The sequence below is a fragment of the Streptomyces formicae genome, assembly GCF_002556545.1.
GTDB lineage: Bacteria > Actinomycetota > Actinomycetes > Streptomycetales > Streptomycetaceae > Streptomyces > Streptomyces formicae_A.
In genome coordinates this window covers 3,129,439-3,148,402 of record NZ_CP022685.1, presented here as the reverse complement: position 1 = coordinate 3,148,402, position 18,964 = coordinate 3,129,439, and the positions used below count along the sequence as shown (strand labels likewise).

Here is an 18,964-nt window from a genome sequence, read left to right as displayed (position 1 = left end):
ACTCATAGTGGCCCACTTCGGTAACTCGGTGCTTATGGGCGTGGTCAGTCTGTCACTCTGTGGGTGTCGCCTGAGGCGTATTCGACCGAACTGCTCAGGAGCCGCACAGTGGGGTCCATTCCGATGCAACGGGAGACCGTTTTCCGTGCCTCTGCTCATTCTGGCCCCATGCCGGGGCCCCCGGCAGTGGTGCGGACGTCGCTGCCCGGAAACCCTCTGGCGCCCGCCGCCGCGCGCCGGTTCGTGCGCGCCGCGCTCGCCGACTGGACCGAGCTCGGCGTGCCCGCCGCCGCGGGCATCACCGACCGCCTCGCCGACGACGCGGTGCTGCTGGTCAGCGAGTTGGTGACCAACGCCGTCGTGCACGCGGGCACCGCCGTGGAACTCCTGTGCAGGCTCGACGAGGCGGATCCGGGCGAGAGCACGGAGACCCTGCTCATCGAGGTGTCCGACCACCACCCCTCCCGCGCGGTCCGCGGTGAGCAGGGCCAGCTACCGCCCGGCACCCCGGAGTACGGCCGCGGCCTGCACCTCGTCGCCACCCTCTCCGACTCCTGGGGCATCACCTACCGCACGGGCACCAAGACCGTCTGGGCCCGGCTGCCCGTCGACGGCGTGCGGGCCGTCCAGGAGATCGAGGCGTACGCGAGCGAACAGGCGTTGCAGCGCGGGCTGCGGGCCGCCGAGATCCTCGCCCCGCTGCCCAAGCGGGCCACGCACGACACGGACTGGATCAACCGGGGCGCGCTCTCCTTCCTCGCCGAGGCGTCCGACCTGCTGGCCGGGCAGTTCGACGAGGACCTGGTGGCGGCCCTCGCCGGACAACTGCTCGTGCCCCGGCTCGCGGACTGGTGCGCGGTCTGGCTCGACGACGCGTCGGAGGGACCGGGGCGCGGCGCGGCGGGCGGCGGCACGGGCGAGCGGCTCGCCCGCGTCTGGCACACCAGCGAGCACCGCATAGAGGAACTGCGGCGCGTCCTGGAGAAGGAGCCGCCGCGGCTGCCGCTCGCCGTGGGCGGCGCCTACCCCGTCCCCTGGCCCGGCGAGGCGCTCACCGGCGAGGGCTCGGGCGCGGCGCTCGCGTACCGCCTCACCGCGGGCGGCCGGGCGCTCGGCACGCTGGTGATCGGCCGGGCCGGTCTGGTGCGCTTCCCCGACGAGGTCACCGGCCTCGTCGAGGACTTCAGCCGCCGGGTCGCGCTCGCCATCAGCACCGCACGCCGCTACCAGAGACAGGCGACCATCAGCCAGGTCCTCCAGCGCGGACTGCTGCCCAGCAGGATCGCGGACATCCCGGGCATGCAGAGCGGCCTCGTGTACGAGCCACGGGACAAGGGCGGACCCGGCGGTGACTTCTACGACGTGTTCCAGGCGGGCGAGGGGCGCTGGGGCTTCGCGCTCGGCGACGTCCAGGGCAAGGGTCCCGAGGCCGCCGTCGTCATCGGCCTCGCCCGCCCCTGGCTGCGACTGCTCGCCCGCGAGCGGTATGGGGTGGCCGAGGTCCTCGGCCACCTCAACCAGCTCCTGCTCGACGACGCGGCGGAGGCGGCGGCCGCCGCGGCCGCGGTCGTCGCGGTCGCGGGCGGCCAGGGCGTGCTGCCCGAGGGGCCCACCTCGCGCTTCCTCTCGCTGCTCTACGGCGAGCTGGTCCCCTTCGAAGGCGGCGTCCGCTGCACGGTGGCGTGCGCGGGACACCCGCTGCCGCTGCTGCTCACGCCCGAGGGCGAGGTGCGGCCCGCGGCCAGTCCGCAGATGCTGCTCGGCGTCGTCGACGACGTGACGTACACGAGTGAGACCTTCGAGCTGCGGACCGGCGACACGCTCCTGTGCGTCACCGACGGCGTGACCGAGCGCCGCCAGGGACGGCTCCAGTTCGACGACGCCGACGGGCTCGCCAAGGCGCTCGCCGGCTGCGCGGGGCTCGACGCGGAGCTGGTGGCGGAGCGGATCAGGCGGCTCGTGCACGAGTTCTCGGAGCGGCCGCTGGACGACGACATGGCGTTGTTGGTGTTGCAGGCGGACTGAGGGGGCCCGGGGGCGGGGCTTCTCGGGGGCGGCGTGCTCCGGGGCGGTGAGGGATTCCGCGGTGCGGGACAATGGAAGGCATGCCTTCCGCACTGCCCGATGGTGAGCCCATGCCCGAGGACGGGGCGCTGCCCGCGTCCGCCCTGGACGGCGCGGCCGCGCGCCCGCTCGGCTTCTACCTCCACGTTCCGTACTGCGCCACGCGCTGCGGCTACTGCGACTTCAACACCTATACGGCGACCGAGCTGCGCGGCTCCGGCGGCGTGCTCGCCTCCCGCGACAACTACGCGGACACCCTGATCGACGAGGTGCGCCTCGCCAGGAAGGTCCTCGGCGACGACCCCCGCCCCGTGCGGACCGTCTTCGTCGGCGGCGGTACGCCCACGCTGCTCGCGGCCGCCGACCTGGTGCGCATGCTGGCGGCCGTACGCGACGAGTTCGGACTCGCCGACGACGCGGAGATCACCACCGAGGCGAATCCGGAATCGGTCGATCCCGCGTACCTGAGTGAGCTGCGGGCCGGTGGCTTCAACCGGATCTCCTTCGGCATGCAGAGCGCCAGGCAGCACGTCCTGAAGGTGCTCGACCGCACGCATACGCCCGGGCGGCCCGAGGCGTGCGTCGCCGAGGCGCGGGCGGCGGGGTTCGACCACGTGAACCTGGACCTGATCTACGGGACCCCGGGGGAGAGCGACGACGACTGGCGCGCCTCGCTCCAGGCCGCGCTCGGGGCCGGTCCTGACCATGTGAGCGCCTACGCGCTGATCGTCGAGGAGGGCACGCAGCTCGCCCGGCGGATCCGGCGCGGCGAGGTCCCGATGACCGACGACGACGTTCACGCGGACCGGTACCTCATCGCGGACGAGGTTCTCGGGCAGGCGGGCTACGACTGGTACGAGGTGTCCAACTGGGCCACCTCGGAGGCGGGGCGCTGCCTGCACAACGAGCTGTACTGGCGCGGGGCCGACTGGTGGGGGGCCGGTCCCGGAGCCCACAGCCACGTGGGCGGGGTGCGGTGGTGGAACGTCAAGCATCCCGGGGCGTATGCGGGGGCGCTGGCGGAGGGGCGGTCGCCCGGGGCCGGGCGGGAGGTCCTCGCGGACGAGGACCGGCGGGTCGAGCGCATCCTCCTCGAACTCCGCCTCCGCGACGGGTGCCCGCTGGATCTCCTCCGTCCGGCCGGGCTTGCGGCGGCGCGGCGGGCGCTGGGTGACGGGCTGTTGGAGGAGGGGCCCTTCGCGGTGGGGCGTGCGGTGCTGACGCTGCGCGGGCGGTTGTTGGCGGATGGGGTGGTTCGGGGCTTGGTGGACTGAGCGGGGCGGGGTCGGCTCGGCGCTTGCCCTTCTTCGCCTCCGCCCTGCGGCGGGGTCGGCTCGGCGCTTGCCCTTTTCCGCCCTGCGGGCGGCCCTCGTACCCACCCGCTCCACCCGTTCTCCCACCCGCCGGGTGGGAGTCTCCTGTGGGGGCGGGGCGCCGTTGGCGGCGATTCGGTACAGAAGCGGGGATCTCGGGCAGGAGGGGACCCGTCGCGGAGCGACGGAGCGGGCTCCGGGTGGGGGTGTCCGGTGCGGAGTTACGGGTGGGCGGGCGGGTGTGACCGTCGCGGAGCGGCGGGGTTGTTTCTGGTGGGGCGGTTCGGTGCGGAGCTACGGGTGGATGGGTGGGTGGGCGTGGCCGTCGCGGGGCGGCGGGGTTGTTCGTGGTGGGGTGGTTTCGTGATGAGGTACAGGCGGGCCGGGCCACCGGGCGCAGGTGCGCTCCCCGCGGAGGGGAATCCGGTCAAGGCCCAGGGGCCAGTTACTCCGTGACGAAGTCGATCAACTCTTCCACCCGCCCCAGAAGTTCCGGCTCGAGATCCCGGTAGCTGCGCACCGAGCCCAGGATCCGTTGCCACGCGGCCCCCGTGTTCTCCGGCCACCCGAGGGCCCGGCAGACCCCCGTCTTCCAGTCCTGCCCCCTCGGCACCCGGGGCCACGCAGCGATGCCGACCGAGGAGGGCTTCACCGCCTCCCACACGTCGATGTAGGGGTGGCCCACCACCAGCGCGTCCGCCGTGGAGATCTCCGCCGCGATGCGGGACTCCTTGGAGCCGGGGACCAGGTGGTCGACGAGGACGCCGAGGCGGGCGTCGGGGCCGGGACGGAACTCCGCGACGATCGCGGGCAGGTCGTCGATGCCCTCCAGGTACTCGACGACGACACCCTCGATGCGCAGGTCGTCGCCCCAGACGCGCTCGACGAGTTCGGCGTCGTGGCGCCCCTCGACATAGATGCGCCCGGCGCGCGCGACCCTGGCCCGCGCCCCGGGTACCGCCACCGAGCCGGAGGCAGTGCGTGAGGGACGTACGGGAGGAGCGGCCGCGCCCGTCGCGGGGCGGACCAACGTGACCGTACGGCCTTCGAGGAGGAAGCCGCGGGGCGCCATCGGGAAGACGCGGTGCTTGCCGAAGCGGTCCTCCAGCGTCACCGTCGGCCCCTCGGCGGTCTTCTCGCATCGGATCACCGCACCGCAGAATCCGGTGCTCAGCTCCTCGACCACGAGGCCGGCGTCCGCCGCCACCTCGGGCACGGGCTTCGGCTTCTTCCAAGGGGGCGTGAGATCGGCGGAGTACTGGCGCATTCTCCCGACGATAAGAAGAGTGGCAAGGAGCTCCGCTACGACACGCCGAAGCGATCTGCCAGTGTGGCGCGCTGCGCACGGACAAAAGCCGCATCCACCACCGCACCGTGCCCCGGCACGTAGAGCGCGTCCTCGCCGCCGAGTTCCAGGAGCCGGTCAAGCGCCGCGGGCCATCGCTCCGGTACGGCGTCGGGCCCCGCCTGCGGCTCGTCCGATTCCTCGACCAGATCGCCGCAGAACACGATCTCGGGGCCCCCGTCGGCCCCCGGGACGAGGACCGCGAGGTCGTGCCCGCTGTGGCCGGGACCGACGTTGGCGAGCAGCACCCGCACCCCGCCGCCGAGGTCGAGGGTCCACTCGCCGCAGACCAGGTGGCGCGGGCGGACGAGGAGATCGGCCGCCTCGGCCGCCGCGTCCGGGGTCACGCCGTGGCGCACCGCGTCGGCGCGCAGCTCGTCGCGGCCCTTGTCGAAGACCGTGTCGATGCCCACCGCCCCGTACACCTCCACGCCCGCGAAGGCCGCGGCCCCCAGGACGTGGTCGAAGTGCGGGTGCGTCAACACGAGGTGCGTGACCCGCCGCCCGCCCCCGATGAGCTCCTTGGCGCGGGTCCGCAGCGCCGCGCCCTCGGCCAGGGTCGACCCGGCCTCGATCATGAGGGCCGCGTCGTCGCCGACGACGAGCCCCGCCGTGCAGTCCCAGACCGGCAGGCGGCACCGCCCCACACGCGGTGCGAGTCGTTCCCAGCCCGCCGCTTCCCATGCCAGCGCCACGTCCATACGGTGACGCTATCCGTACGCGCCGTGTTCGGCAGCCGCTGTCCGACACGCGTGCGTGACTTCGGCGGGTCCGCCCTTGCCGGGGCCGTACCTCACGGCCGTACACTGACCTTTCGACAGCTGGCACTCACCTGTGGCGAGTGCCAGGCAAGGGGGCTCGGCGGGGCTCGACGACACGTACGACGGCTGGAGGTGTGCGCGATGCTGAATGAACGCAGGCTCGAGGTGCTGCGCGCCATCGTCCACGACTACGTAGGCACCGAGGAGCCGGTCGGCTCCAAGGCGCTGACGGAGCGGCACAGTCTCGGGGTCTCTCCCGCGACGGTCCGCAACGACATGGCCGCGCTGGAGGAGGAGGGGTTCATCGCCCAGCCGCACACCAGCGCGGGGCGCATCCCGACGGACAAGGGCTACCGACTCTTCGTCGACAAGCTCGCGGGCGTCAAGCCGATGACCGCGCCGGAGCGCAGGGCGATCCAGAACTTCCTCGACGGCGCCGTCGACCTCGACGACGTCGTGGGGCGCACGGTGCGCCTGCTCGCGCAGCTGACCAGGCAGGTCGCGGTCGTGCAGTACCCGTCGCTCACGCGGTCGACGGTGCGGCACGTGGAGCTGCTCTCGCTGGCTCCCGCCCGGCTGATGCTCGTACTGATCACGGACACGGGCCGGGTCGAGCAGCGCATGATCGACTGCCCGGCGCCGTTCGGCGAGACCTCGCTCGCCGATCTGCGGGCCCGGCTCAACAGCAGGGTCGCGGGACGCCGCTTCGCGGACGTGCCGCAGCTCGTGCAGGACCTGCCCGAGGCCTTCGAGGCGGAGGACCGCGGCACCGTCGCGACCGTCCTCTCCACCCTCCTCGAAACACTCGTCGAGGAGACCGAGGAGCGGCTGATGATCGGCGGAACCGCCAATCTCACCCGCTTCGGACATGACTTTCCCCTCACCATCCGGCCCGTTCTCGAGGCCCTGGAGGAGCAGGTCGTGCTCCTCAAGTTGCTTGGTGAGGTGCAGGATTCGGGCATGGCCGTACGGATCGGTCATGAGAACGCCCATGAGGGCCTCAGCTCCACGTCCGTGGTCTCGGTCGGCTACGGTTCGGGCAGCGAGGCAGTAGCCAAACTCGGCGTGGTCGGACCGACCCGCATGGACTATCCGGGAACGATGGGAGCAGTACGCGCAGTGGCACGTTACGTCGGACAGATCCTGGCGGAGTCGTAAGTGGCCACGGACTACTACGCCGTACTAGGCGTGCGCCGCGACGCTTCCCAGGACGAGATCAAGAAGGCCTTCCGGAGGCTGGCGCGTGAGCTTCACCCGGATGTGAATCCGGATCCGAAGACTCAGGAGCGCTTCAAGGAGATCAACGCCGCGTACGAGGTGTTGTCGGACCCGCAGAAGAAGCAGGTCTACGACCTCGGCGGCGACCCGCTGTCCCAGGCGGGCGGCGGTGGCGGTGCGGGCGGTTTCGGGGCCGGTGGCTTCGGCAACTTCTCGGACATCATGGACGCGTTCTTCGGTACGGCGTCGCAGCGTGGCCCCCGGTCGCGCACGCGCCGCGGCCAGGACGCCATGATCCGTCTGGAGATCGACCTCAACGAGGCCGCCTTCGGCACCACCAAGGACATCCAGGTCGACACCGCCGTGGTGTGTACGACGTGCAGTGGTGAAGGCGCGGCGCCGGGGACGTCCGCTCAGACGTGTGACATGTGCCGCGGTCGCGGCGAGGTGTCGCAGGTCACGCGGTCCTTCCTCGGGCAGGTCATGACGTCGCGCCCGTGCCCGCAGTGCCAGGGCTTCGGCACGGTCGTGCCCACGCCCTGCCCGGAGTGCGCCGGTGACGGCCGCATCCGGTCGCGGCGGACGCTGACCGTGAAGATCCCCGCGGGTGTCGACAACGGCACGCGGATCCAGCTCGCGGGCGAGGGCGAGGTCGGCCCCGGCGGCGGCCCCGCCGGTGACCTCTACGTCGAGATCCACGAGCTGCCGCACGCCGTCTTCCAGCGGCGCGGGGACGATCTGCACTGCACCGTCACCATCCCGATGACGGCGGCGTCGCTCGGCACGAAGGTGCCGCTGGAGACGCTGGACGGCCTGGAGGAGATCGACATCAGGCCGGGCACGCAGTCCGGTCAGTCGGTTCCGCTGCACGGCCGCGGTGTCACGCACCTGCGGGGCGGTGGCCGTGGTGACCTCATCGTGCACGTCGAGGTCCTCACGCCGAGCAAGCTCGATCCCGAGCAGGAACGGTTGCTGCGGGAGCTTGCGCAGCTGCGGGGCGAGGAGCGGCCCACGGGGCAGTTCCAGCCGGGGCAGCAGGGGTTGTTCTCTCGGCTCAAGGACGCGTTCAACGGGCGGTAGCGCCTGGAGCGGTGTTGTTGCTTGGCCCCTCGGTCGCGGATTCCGTGCCGGGGGGCTTGCTTTTTGCGCTTCGCGCTTTGGCTGCGGGGGGTGGGGGTTGCTCGCGCAGTTCCCCGCGCCCCTTACGGGGCACCCCCCTGGCGGGCACGATTCGGTGGGTTGTGTCGGACGTGGCACGATGCCGTCATGTCCTCCGCACTGACCGATCTCTGCCGCCATCCGATCGTGCAGGCGCCCATGGCGGGTGGCGCCTCGGGGCCGCAGTTGGCCGCCGCCGTCGCCGAGGCCGGTGGGCTCGGGTTCCTCGCCGCCGGGTACAAGACCGCCGACGGGATGTACCAGGAGATCAAACAGCTGCGGGGGCTCACGTCGAAGCCCTTCGGCGTCAACCTCTTCATGCCGCAGCCCGAGTACGCGGACGCCGCCGCCGTCGACGTGTACCGCAACCAGCTCGCCGGTGAGGCCACCTGGTACGAGACGCAGCTCGGCGACCCCGACAGCGGGCGTGACGACGGGTACGACGCCAAGCTCGCGATCCTGCTCGACGATCCGGTGCCGCTCGTCTCCTTCACCTTCGGGTGCCCCACCCGCGACGTCTTCGACGCGTTCGCGCGCGTCGGCACCCTCACCGTCGTCACCGTGACCACGCCCGAGGAGGCCCAGACCGCCCAGTGGTCCGGCGCCGACGCCGTGTGCGTGCAGGGCGTCGAGGCGGGCGGCCACCAGGGCACCCACCGGGACAACCCCGAGACCGACGGCGCGGGCATCGGGCTGCTCTCCCTGATCACGCAGGTCCGCGAGACCGTGCAGATCCCCGTCGTCGCCGCGGGAGGGCTGATGCGCGGCGCGCAGATCGCCGCCGTCCTCGCGGCGGGCGCCGACTCCGCGCAGCTCGGCACGGCGTTCCTCGTCACCCCCGAGTCGGGCGCTAACCCCCTGCACAAGCAGGCCATGACCAACCCGCTGTTCGTGCGGACCGAGCTGACCCGGGCGTTCTCCGGACGCCCGGCGCGCGGCCTGGTCAACCGCTTCATGCGCGAGCACGGTCCGTACGCCCCCGCCGCCTACCCCCAGGTCCACCACCTCACCAGCGGCCTGCGCAAGGCCGCGGCCAAGGCCGGTGACGCGCAGGGCATGGCGCTCTGGGCGGGGCAGGGGCACCGGCTCGCCCGTGAGCTGCCCGCCGGGCAGCTCGTCGAGGTCCTGGTGGCCGAGCTGGCAGAGGCCAGGGCCGCGCTGGTGTCCGAGGCGCGGGGAGAAGAGGCGTGACCGCCCCCGTCTTCGTCGTCGAGCACTTCGACGCGGGCGACGGCGGACGCTACGTGCTGGACGGGCCCGAGGGACGGCACGCCGTATCGGTGAAGCGGCTGCGCGCAGGCGAGGACGTCGTCCTGACCGACGGCGCGGGGCGCTGGGCGCAGTGCGTGGTCCTCGACACCGAGGGCAAGGACCGGCTGGTGGTGAAGCTGGACTCCTACGCCGAGGAGCCCGCGGAGTCGCCCCGCGTCACCGTCGTACAGGCGCTGCCCAAGGGCGACCGTGGCGAGCTGGCCGTCGAGACCATGACGGAGACCGGCGTGGACGCCGTCGTGCCGTGGACCGCGTCGCGCTGCATCACGCAGTGGAAGGGCGAGCGCGGTCTCAAGGCCCTCGCCAAGTGGCGGGCCACCGCGCGCGAGGCGGGCAAGCAGTCGCGCCGGGTGCGCTTCCCCGAGGTGCTCGACGCCGCGTCCACCAAGCAGGTCGCCGCGCTGCTGGCGGAGGCCGACTTCGCCGCCGTCCTGCACGAGGAGGGCAGCGAGCCGCTGGCCACCGCGGAACTTCCGGCGAGCGGGCACATCGTCCTGGTGGTCGGGCCCGAAGGGGGCGTGTCCCCGGACGAGTTGGCGGCGTTCGCCGAGGCGGGCGCGAAGCCGTACCGACTCGGCCGCAGTGTGCTGCGTACGTCGACGGCGGGCACCGCGGCGACCGCGCTGCTGCTCGGTCGCACGGGTCGCTGGTCCTGAACCACTGCCGGATGGCGGCCTCCTGAGGACCCGTCGGGCCGCCGATGGACAGATGGCCGCATGCGGTCTACCGCCCGGGCGTGCGCAGTGGCACTCTGCCGCCTATGGGGGCATTGAGGCGGTTAAGCGGCACGTACTCGCTGAAGCGGCGTTCACCGGTTCTGTACGCCGTCGCGCTCGCCGGGGCGGCCGCGATCGGCGTCACCGCGTGCGATCCCGTGGACGGGCAGTTGAACACCTCCGCGGTCGCGCTCACCACCGACGAGATGGGCACCAAGGAGCTGGAGCGCCAGCACGCCGACGTGTCATGGCTCAGCTGTACGGGGCGCTTCGAGGGCCGGGTCACGCCCCAGAGCGGCAAGCCGACGAAGAAGGCCGTCGTCAAGGTGGACTGCCAGGGCGAGACCGACGACGGCAAGGACATCACCATCAAGGGCAGGGTGCACGCCGTCGTCGACGGGGCGTGCGTCCGCGGCAATCTCACCGCCAAGATCGACGGCAAGCAGTGGTTCAGCGTCGACGTGCTGGGCAATTGCGACTCCGGCGACGACAACGGCGACGGCAATGGCAACGGCGGGAACGGCAACGGGAACGGCGGGCACGACGGGGGCGGCAAGCCCTCCAACCCGCCCGTCTCCCACCAGCCGCCGCCCTCGCACCACAAGCCGCAGCCCGCGCCCACCACGACCGTCACCGTGACCGCCACCGCCCCGCCGCCCCAGCCGACCTGCAACTGCCTGCCGGGCAAGTGAGAGCGGGCTCCGGCCGCCCGGCCCCCTGCGAAGTGATCAGAAACGCTGCCGGGCCGCCCGGCGGCTGCCTAGGCTGGACGCCGTGACACAGGCAGCGCACTCCGCGTATCTCCGGTATCCGCACATCCACGGCGAGTTGACCGCGTTCACGGCTGAGGACGACGTCTGGGTCGCCCCCCTCGACGGCGGCCGCGCCTGGCGCGTCAGCGCCGACAACATGCCCGTGAGCCACCCCAGGATCTCCCCGGACGGCACCACCGTCGCCTGGGCCTCCACCCGCGACGGCGCACCCGAGGTGCACGTCGCGCCCGTCGACGGCGGCCCCGCCAAGAGGCTGACGTACTGGGGCAGTTGGAAGACCGGCGTGCGCGGCTGGACGCCCGACGGGCAGGTCCTCGCGGTGAGCTCGGCCGACCAGGCGTCGATGCGCCGCACCTGGGCGCGTGCCGTGCCGCTCGACGGCGGACCCGCGGCCACCCTGCCGTACGGCGTCGTGGGCGACGTCGCGCACGGCCCCGAAGGACAGGTGCTGCTGCTCTCCGCGCCGATGGGACGCGAGGCCGCCTGGTGGAAGCGCTACCGGGGCGGCACCGCGGGCAAGTTGTGGATCCGCACGCCCGACGGGGAGCAGGAGCAGCCCTTCGTACGGCTTCACGAAGACCTCGCGGGGAACATCGAGCATCCGCTGTGGGTGGGGGAGCGGATCGCCTTCCTCTCCGACCACGAGGGCGTCGGCGCCCTCTACTCCTCGCTGCCCGACGGCTCCGACCTGCGCGGGCACACTCCCGTGGACGGCTTCTACGCACGGCACGCCGCCACCGACGGCACCCGCGTCGTGTACGCGTCCGCGGGTGAACTCTGGCTCCTGGACGACCTGGTGGACGCCGAACCGCGCCGCCTCGACGTCCGCCTCGGCGGGCAGCGCACCGATCTGCAACCGCACCCCGTCACCGCGGCCCGCTGGCTCGGCGCGGCGGCGCCCGACCACACCGGGCGCGGCAGCGCCGTCTCCGTGCGCGGCTCCGTGCACTGGGTCACGCACCGCGAGGGGCCCGCCCGCGCGCTCGCCGCCACGCACGGCGTGCGCGCCAGGCTGCCCCGCACCTTCCGCGTGGGCGGCGAGCAGCACGTCGTCTGGGTCACCGACGCGGAGGGCGACGAGGCCCTCGAATTCGCCCCGGCCACCGGCGTCGCGCCCGGCGCGACACCCCGCAGGCTCGCCGCGGGACAGCTCGGCCGCGTCCTCGCGCTCGCCATGGCCCCCGACGGCTCCCGCGCCGCCGTCGCCTCGCACGACGGCCGCGTCCTGCTCGTCGAGCGGGAGAGCGGCGAGGTCCGCGAGGTCGACCGCAGCGAGGACGGCGAGGTCAGCGGTCTCGTCTTCTCGCCCGACTCGGCGTGGCTCGCCTGGTCGCACCCGGGCCCGCGCCCGCTGCGCCAGCTCAAGCTCGCCAACACCGCCGACCTCTCGGTCACCGAGGCCACCCCGCTGCGCTTCCGCGACTACGCCCCGGCGTTCACGCTCGACGGCAAGCACCTGGCCTTCCTCTCCGCGCGCGCCTTCGACCCGGTCTACGACGAGCACGTCTTCGACCTGGCGTTCGTCGGCGGCTCGCGGCCGTACCTGATCACGCTCGGCGCGACCACGCCCTCGCCGTTCGGGCCGCAGCGGCACGGCAGGCCCTTCGAGGCGCAGGACGGCGCGGGCGCGGAGACGCCGGACAGCGAGGGCGCCCCCGTCACCCGCATCGACTTCGACGGCCTCGCCGACCGCATCGTGCCGTTCCCCGTCGAGGCCGCCCGCTACACCACCCTGCGGGCCGCCAAGGACGGGCTGCTCTGGCTGCGCCACCCGGTGCGCGGCGTGCTCGGCGCATCCCGCGCCACGCCGTCCGACCCGGACCCCAAGACCGAGCTGGAGCGGTACGACCTGGCGCAGCACCGCGTCGAGGAACTCGCCGCCGACGCCGACCACTTCGCGGTCACCGGCGACGGCAAGCGGGTGCTCCTGTGGACCGACGGCAAGCTGAAGGTGGTGCCGAGCGACCGGCGCGCCTCCGGCGACGAGGACAGCGACTCGAACATCACCGTCGACCTCTCGCGGGTCCGCCAGACCGTCGACCCGGCCGCCGAGTGGCGCCAGATGTACGACGAGACGGGCCGCCTCATGCGGGACAACTTCTGGCGGCCCGACATGGGCGGCGTCGACTGGGACGGCGTCCTGGAGCGCTACCGCCCCGTGCTCGACCGCGTCGCCACCCACGACGACCTGGTCGACCTGCTGTGGGAGGTGCACGGCGAGCTCGGCACCTCGCACGCCTACGTCGTCCCCGGTGGCGGCGGGGGCAGCGCGGCGACCCGGCAGGGGCTGCTCGGCGCGGACCTCTCGCGCGGCGACGACGGACTGTGGCGCATCGACCGGGTGCTCCCCTCGGAGACGTCCGACCCGGCAGCCCGCTCGCCGCTCGCCGCGCCCGGCGTCGCGGTGCGCCCCGGTGACGCGGTGCTCGCGGTCAACGGCAGGCCCGTCGACACCGTGGCGGGCCCCGGGCCGCTCCTCGCGGGCACCGCGGGCAAGCCCGTCGAGCTGACCGTCTCGCCCTCGGGCGGCGGCGACCCGCGGCACGCCGTGGTGGTCCCCGTCGACGACGAGGAACCGCTGCGCTACCACGCCTGGGTCGCGGACCGCCGCGCCTACGTCCACGAGCGCTCCGGGGGCCGCCTCGGCTATCTGCACGTCCCCGACATGCAGGCGCCCGGCTGGGCGCAGATCCACCGCGACCTGCGCATCGAGGTGGCCCGCGAGGGCCTGGTCGTGGACGTCCGCGAGAACCGCGGCGGCCACACCTCGCAGCTCGTCGTGGAGAAGCTGGCGCGCCGCGTCGTCGGCTGGGACCTGCCGCGCGGGTCGCGGGCGCTCAGCTACCCCATGGACGCGCCGCGCGGCCCCGTCGTCGCCGTCGCCAACGAGTTCTCCGGCTCCGACGGCGACATCGTGAACGCCGCGATCAGGGCGCTCGGCATCGGGCCCGTGGTGGGCACCCGCACCTGGGGCGGCGTGGTCGGCATCGACAGCCGCTACCACCTGGTGGACGGCACGCTGGTGACCCAGCCGAAGTACGCCTTCTGGCTGGAGGGGTACGACTGGGGCGTCGAGAACCACGGGGTCGATCCCGACGTGGAGGTCGTGACCACGCCGGACGACTACGCGGCGGGGCGTGATCCGCAGCTGGACGAAGCGGTTCGGCTCGCGTTGGCCGCGCTTGAGGAGAGCCCCGCCAAGTCGGCGCCGGTCCTGCCGGGGGACTAGCGGAACGCCTGCCCGCAACAGTGGGCGATACGCTTTCGTCTGTACTGATCACTGTTACCTAGGAGGTCGACCCATGGCGGGTGAAGCGCAGAGCGACTGCCTGTTCTGCAAGATCGTCGCGGGCGAGGTGCCCGCGACCGTCGTGCGGGAGACGGAGACGACCGTCGCCTTCCGCGACATCAACCCGCAGGCGCCGACCCACGTCCTGGTGATCCCCAAGGCGCACTACCCGGACGCCGCCTCGCTCGCCGCGGCCGAGCCGAAGATCGCCGCCGACGTGCTGCGCGAGGCCGGTGAGGTCGCCGCCGACGAGAAGTCGGAGAGCTACCGCATCGTCTTCAACACCGGCTCGGGCGCCGGGCAGACCGTCTTCCACGCGCACGCGCACGTCCTGGGCGGCCGCGGCCTCCAGTGGCCTCCCGGATAGCGGGGCACCCCTCCTTGTCCGTACGCGAGTTGGTGGTGCTCGGCACCGCGAGCCAGGTCCCCACCAGGCACCGCAACCACAACGGCTACGTCCTGCTCTGGGACGGCCAGGGCATCATGTTCGACCCCGGCGAGGGCACGCAGCGGCAGATGCTGCGCGCCGGGGTCGCCGCCCACGACCTGCACCGGATCTGCGTCACGCACTTCCACGGCGACCACTCCCTCGGTCTCGCGGGCGTCATCCAGCGCATCAACCTCGACCGGGTCCCGCACCCGGTCACCGCCCACTACCCGGCATCGGGCCAGCACTTCTTTGACCGGCTGCGGTACGCGACGGCGTACCGCGAGACCGTCTCCCTCACCGAGGCGCCGGTCGCCGCCGACGGGCCGCTGGCCACCGCCCCCTCGTACACCCTCGACGCGATGAGGCTCTCGCACCCCGTCGAGTCGTACGGCTACCGCCTCGTCGAGCCCGACGGGCGGCGCATGCTGCCCGAGCTGCTCGCCGAGCACGGCATCACCGGGCCCGACGTGGGACGCATCCAGCAGGAGGGCCGCCTCGGCGGCGTCACGCTCGACGAGGTCAGCGAGGTGCGGCGCGGACAGCGGTTCGCCTTCGTGATGGACACCCGGCTCTGCGACGGCGTGCACGCGCTCGCCGAGGGCTGCGACATGCTCGTCATCGAGTCGACCTTCCTCGACGAGGACGAGCGACTCGCCACCGACCACGGCCACTTGACGGCTGGTCAGGCCGCCCGGGTGGCCGTCGACGCGGGCGTGCGCCATCTCGTCCTCACGCACTTCAGCCAGCGCTACCCCGACCCGAGCCGTTATGAACAGCAGGCCCGCGCCGCCGGGTTCGAGGGCGAACTCACCATCGCCCGCGACCTGTCGCGCGTCCCCCTGCCCAAGCGGACCTGAGCACCACCCGAGCCCTCCGGGCTCCAGCACAGAACTGAGCGAGACCGCACCATGCCGATCCCCAAGGCCGAACTCCACCTCCACATCGAAGGCACCCTCGAACCCGAGCTCGCCTTCGCCCTCGCCGCGCGCAACGGCGTCGAACTCCCGTACGCGGACACCGAAGAGCTGCGCAGGGCCTATCTCTTCGACGACCTCCAGACCTTCCTGAACCTCTACTACGGCCTGATGGCGGTGCTGCGCACCGAGGCCGACTTCGAGGAGCTCGCGGACGCCTATCTCGCGCGCGCGGCCGCACAGGGCGTGCGGCACGCGGAGATCTTCTTCGACCCGCAGGCCCACATGGCGCGCGGCGTCCCCATCGGCACCGTCATCGAGGGCCTCTCCCGCGCCCTGGAGCGCAGCGAGGAGCGGCACGGCGTCTCCACGCGGCTCATCATGTGCTTCCTGCGCGACCAGTCCGCGGAGTCGGCCCTGGAGACGCTGGAGGCGGCGAAGCCGTACCTCGACAGGATCATCGGCGTGGGCCTGGACTCCGCCGAGGTCGGCCACCCGCCCGTCAAGTTCCGCGAGGTGTACAAGGCGGCGGCCGCGCTCGGACTCCGGCTCGTGGCGCACGCGGGCGAGGAGGGGCCGCCCGCCTACATCACCGAGGCCCTCGACGTGCTGCGGGTCGAGCGCATCGACCACGGTCTGCGCTGCATGGAGGACCAGGACCTGGTCGAGCGCCTGGTGCGGGACCGGGTGCCGCTGACGCTCTGCCCGCTCTCCAACGTCCGGCTGCGCGCCATCGACGTCCTGGAGGAGCACCCGCTGGCCCGGATGCTCGACGCGGGCCTGATGTGCACGGTCAACTCCGACGACCCGGCGTACTTCGGCGGATACGTCGAAGACACCTTCCACGCGGTGCGCGAGGCGCTCGGCATCGACCACGAGCGGCTCCGGACGCTCGCGCGGAACTCCTTCGAGGCGTCCTTCCTCGACCGCGACGCGGCGGACGAGGCGCTGCGCGCGAAGTACCTCGCCGAGGTCGAGGCTTATTCGTTCGACTGATCGCGGGCGGTGGGTTACGGTCCCGTTCATGGACACCATCGCGCAGATCTACGGCTGACACGGCCCTTTCGGCCCCCGCCCGCCCCTCGAGGGCCGTGGCGGCGGGCCGCCGTGTCCTCATCCGTAGCTTTCTGTACGCGAAGGAACTCTCATGTCATCCAGCCGACTTCCCCGTCGCCGCGCCCACATCGCCATGATCGGCGTGCCGATGGTCAGCCACGTGCTGCCCGGCCTCGAAGTCATCCGCGAGCTGGCGGCGCGCGGCCACCGCGTGACGTACGCCAACGACCCGGCCACCGCCGCTCTCATCGAGCCCACGGGCGCCGAACTCGTCCCGTACGACTCCACGCTCCCCTTCCGCGACAACATCTGGCCCGACGACCCGATCGAGGCCAGCTCGCTCTTCCTCGACGACGCGATGGCGGTGCTCCCGCAGCTCCACGCGGCGTACGACGAGGACCCCGCCGACCTCTATCTCTACGACATCGGCGCCTATGTCGCCCGGGCGCTCGCCGAGGCGCAGGGGCGCCCGCTCGTGCAGCTGTCGCCGACCTTCGTGGCCTGGGGCAGCTACCAGGAGGACGTCGGCGCGTACCTCGGTCAACTGCCGGGCGCCGACGCCCTGGAGGCCCGCTTCAAGGAGTGGCTCGCCGGGTGCGGGGCCACCACCCTGGACGTGGCGGAGTTCTCCGGGATGCCCCCGCGCGGCATCGCCACGATCCCGCGCGCCATGCAGCCGCACGCCGACACGGTCGATCCGGAGCGGATCGACTTCGTCGGGCCGTGCTTCGGCGGTCGCGCCGAGCAGGAGAGCTGGGCGCGGCCCGCGGGGGCGGAGAAGGTGCTCCTGGTCTCGCTCGGCTCCTCGTACACCCAGCAGCCGGAGTTCTACCGGCAGTGCGTGGCCGCCTTCGGGGACCTTCCCGGGTGGCACGTGGTGTTGCAGATCGGCAAGCACGTGGATCCTGCGGAGCTCGGGCGTGATCTTCCGGTCAATGTCGAAGTCCGTTCCTGGGTGCCGCAGTTGGCGATCCTGGAGCAGGCCGACGCGTTCGTCACCCATGCGGGCATGGGGAGCAGTTCCGAAGGGCTCTTCTGCGGGGTGCCGATGATCGCCGTGCCCCAGGGGGCGGAGCAGCCGATGAACGCGGATCGCCTGGTGGAGTTGGGGGTCGCCCGGCGTCTCGACACCGCTGACGCGACGGGCGACGCGTTGCGGGCGGCGTTGCTCGCCTTGACGTCGGATCCTGAGGTTGCCCTGCGCTCCGCGCGGTTGAAGGCGGAAGCCCGGGGTGAGGGGGGTACGACTCGGGCCGCGGACCTGATCGAGGCCGAGCTCTCCGGCTAGTTGGTTCGCCATTGACGGTCGCTGTTCGTGTACCTAGTCTGCGTTCTCATGTATGGACAGGGCCTGGTTATCACGGACGTCCGTCTCACTCCCGTTCTCGTCGCTGATCCGCCGCTCCTCAACACCCAGGGCGTGCATCAGCCCTACACCCCGCGCCTGATCATCGAGGTGGTCACGGCCGGTGGTGTGGTGGGGATCGGGGAGACGTACGGGGACGGCAAGTATCTGGAGCTCGCACGGCCGTTCGCCGAGCGGCTGGTCGGGCGGGAAGTCGCCGATCTGAACGGGCTGTTCACACTCGCGGACGAGGTGGCCGTGGACGGCGCGCGGGTCGACGACTCCGTGGACGTCGGCGGTCTTCGCGGTGTGCAGACCGCCGACAAGCTGCGGCTCTCCGTCGTCTCCGGGTTCGAGGTGGCGTGCCTCGACGCGCTCGGCAAGGCGCTCGGCCTGCCCGTGCACGCGCTGCTCGGCGGCAAGGTGCGGGACGCCGTGGAGTACAGCGCCTATCTGTTCTACAAGTGGGCCGCGCACCCCGGTGCCGAGGGCGACGACCCCTGGGGCGCGGCCCTGGACCCTGCCGGCGTCGTTGCGCAGGCGCGGCTCTTCGCCGAGCGGTACGGGTTCTCCTCCTTCAAGCTCAAGGGCGGTGTCTTCCCGCCGGACGAGGAGATCGCCGCGATCCGCGCGCTGGCCGACGCGTTCCCCGGGCGGCCGCTGCGGCTCGACCCCAACGGGGCCTGGTCGGTGGAGACTTCGCTGAAGGTCGCCGCCGAGCTCGCGGACGTACTGGAGTACCTGGAGGACCCGGCGCTCGGCACGCCCGCGATGGCCCGGGTCGCCGCGGGCACCTCCGTGCCGCTGGCCACGAACATGTGCGTGACCACCTTCGAGGAGATACCCGAGGCGTTCGCCACCGGCGCCGTGCAGGTGGTGCTCTCCGACCACCACTACTGGGGCGGCCTGCGGCGCACCCGTGAACTTGCCGCGCTCTGCCGCACGTTCGGGGTCGGGATCTCGATGCACTCCAACACGCACCTGGGCATCAGCCTGGCCGCGATGACGCAGGTGGCGGCGACCGTGCCCGCGCTCGACTTCGCCTGCGACTCGCACTACCCGTGGCAGTCGGAGGACGTGCTGACCTCGCGGACGCGGTTCGTGGACGGACGGGTCGCGGTCACCGACACCCCCGGGCTCGGCGTCGAGCTCGACCGGGACGCGCTCGCCGTCCTGCACGCCCGGTGGCGGGACGAGGAGCACCGCGCGATGCGGGAGAGGGACGACGCCGCGGCCATGCGCGCGGTGGATCCGGAGTGGGTGACTCCGGCGGTGCCACGCTGGTAACCCGGGGCTCCCAGAAGGATCGT

Annotated in this window: 15 protein-coding genes; 13 read left to right on the top strand and 2 right to left on the bottom strand. The window is 72.6% G+C overall.

Features of this window, described 5'->3' with window-relative positions; translation table 11 throughout:
* Window positions 1-168: 168 nt before the first annotated feature.
* Both KY5_RS13470 and hemW read left to right on the top strand, forming a co-directional pair.
* Window positions 169-2,025 carry a SpoIIE family protein phosphatase gene (locus tag KY5_RS13470; protein WP_234362720.1) on the top strand — a complete coding sequence of 619 codons (1,857 nt, stop codon included), beginning with the start codon at window positions 169-171 and terminating at the stop codon, window positions 2,023-2,025.
* 80 nt (window positions 2,026-2,105) lie between these two features.
* Window positions 2,106-3,338, top strand: a complete 1,233-nt coding sequence (hemW, locus tag KY5_RS13465; RefSeq protein WP_199843059.1) for a radical SAM family heme chaperone HemW — start codon at window positions 2,106-2,108, stop codon at window positions 3,336-3,338.
* 484 nt (window positions 3,339-3,822) lie between these two features.
* Here the strand turns inward: hemW and KY5_RS13460 are convergent, their stop codons facing one another.
* Window positions 3,823-4,644: a DUF3097 domain-containing protein gene (locus tag KY5_RS13460; RefSeq protein ID WP_098242474.1), complete on the bottom strand. Its 822-nt coding sequence runs from the start codon at window positions 4,642-4,644 to the stop codon at window positions 3,823-3,825.
* Between the two features lie 35 nt (window positions 4,645-4,679).
* Window positions 4,680-5,423: an MBL fold metallo-hydrolase gene (locus KY5_RS13455; RefSeq protein WP_418952770.1), complete on the bottom strand. Its 744-nt coding sequence runs from the start codon at window positions 5,421-5,423 to the stop codon at window positions 4,680-4,682.
* A 201-nt stretch (window positions 5,424-5,624) separates the two neighbouring features.
* Between KY5_RS13455 and hrcA the strand changes: the two genes are divergently transcribed.
* From hrcA to KY5_RS13400, 11 genes are all read left to right on the top strand, one after another.
* The gene (hrcA, locus tag KY5_RS13450) at window positions 5,625-6,641 is read left to right on the top strand and encodes a heat-inducible transcriptional repressor HrcA (protein WP_098242473.1); all 1,017 of its coding nucleotides are present in this window, start codon (window positions 5,625-5,627) and stop codon (window positions 6,639-6,641) included.
* On the top strand, window positions 6,642-7,781 hold the full coding sequence (gene dnaJ, locus KY5_RS13445) for a molecular chaperone DnaJ (RefSeq protein ID WP_098242472.1): 1,140 nt from the start codon (window positions 6,642-6,644) through the stop codon (window positions 7,779-7,781).
* Window positions 7,782-7,967: 186 nt separating this feature from the next.
* Window positions 7,968-9,050 (top strand): nitronate monooxygenase, encoded by a 1,083-nt coding sequence (locus KY5_RS13440; protein ID WP_098242471.1) that lies wholly within the window; start codon window positions 7,968-7,970, stop codon window positions 9,048-9,050.
* A complete protein-coding gene (locus KY5_RS13435; protein WP_098242470.1) occupies window positions 9,047-9,787 on the top strand; it encodes a 16S rRNA (uracil(1498)-N(3))-methyltransferase in 741 nt (246 codons plus the stop codon). Before KY5_RS13440 ends, KY5_RS13435 begins: the two co-directional genes overlap by 4 nt.
* 104 nt (window positions 9,788-9,891) lie before the next feature.
* A complete protein-coding gene (locus tag KY5_RS13430; RefSeq protein WP_159072523.1) occupies window positions 9,892-10,539 on the top strand; it encodes a hypothetical protein in 648 nt (215 codons plus the stop codon).
* An 82-nt stretch (window positions 10,540-10,621) separates the two neighbouring features.
* The gene (locus tag KY5_RS13425; RefSeq protein WP_098242468.1) at window positions 10,622-13,849 is read left to right on the top strand and encodes a S41 family peptidase; all 3,228 of its coding nucleotides are present in this window, start codon (window positions 10,622-10,624) and stop codon (window positions 13,847-13,849) included.
* Between the two features lie 73 nt (window positions 13,850-13,922).
* The gene (locus tag KY5_RS13420) at window positions 13,923-14,276 is read left to right on the top strand and encodes a histidine triad nucleotide-binding protein (protein ID WP_098242467.1); all 354 of its coding nucleotides are present in this window, start codon (window positions 13,923-13,925) and stop codon (window positions 14,274-14,276) included.
* Window positions 14,277-14,290: 14 nt separating this feature from the next.
* A complete protein-coding gene (locus tag KY5_RS13415) occupies window positions 14,291-15,196 on the top strand; it encodes a ribonuclease Z (RefSeq protein ID WP_098242466.1) in 906 nt (301 codons plus the stop codon).
* A gap of 51 nt (window positions 15,197-15,247) precedes the next feature.
* Entirely contained in the window at window positions 15,248-16,249 is a 1,002-nt protein-coding gene (locus tag KY5_RS13410; protein ID WP_098242465.1) for an adenosine deaminase, read from the top strand.
* A gap of 151 nt (window positions 16,250-16,400) precedes the next feature.
* Window positions 16,401-17,597 carry a macrolide family glycosyltransferase gene (locus tag KY5_RS13405; protein WP_098242464.1) on the top strand — a complete coding sequence of 399 codons (1,197 nt, stop codon included), beginning with the start codon at window positions 16,401-16,403 and terminating at the stop codon, window positions 17,595-17,597.
* Between the two features lie 48 nt (window positions 17,598-17,645).
* Complete coding sequence (locus KY5_RS13400; RefSeq protein ID WP_098242463.1) at window positions 17,646-18,941, top strand: glucarate dehydratase family protein; 1,296 nt, start codon at window positions 17,646-17,648, stop codon at window positions 18,939-18,941.
* Window positions 18,942-18,964 lie beyond the last annotated feature (23 nt).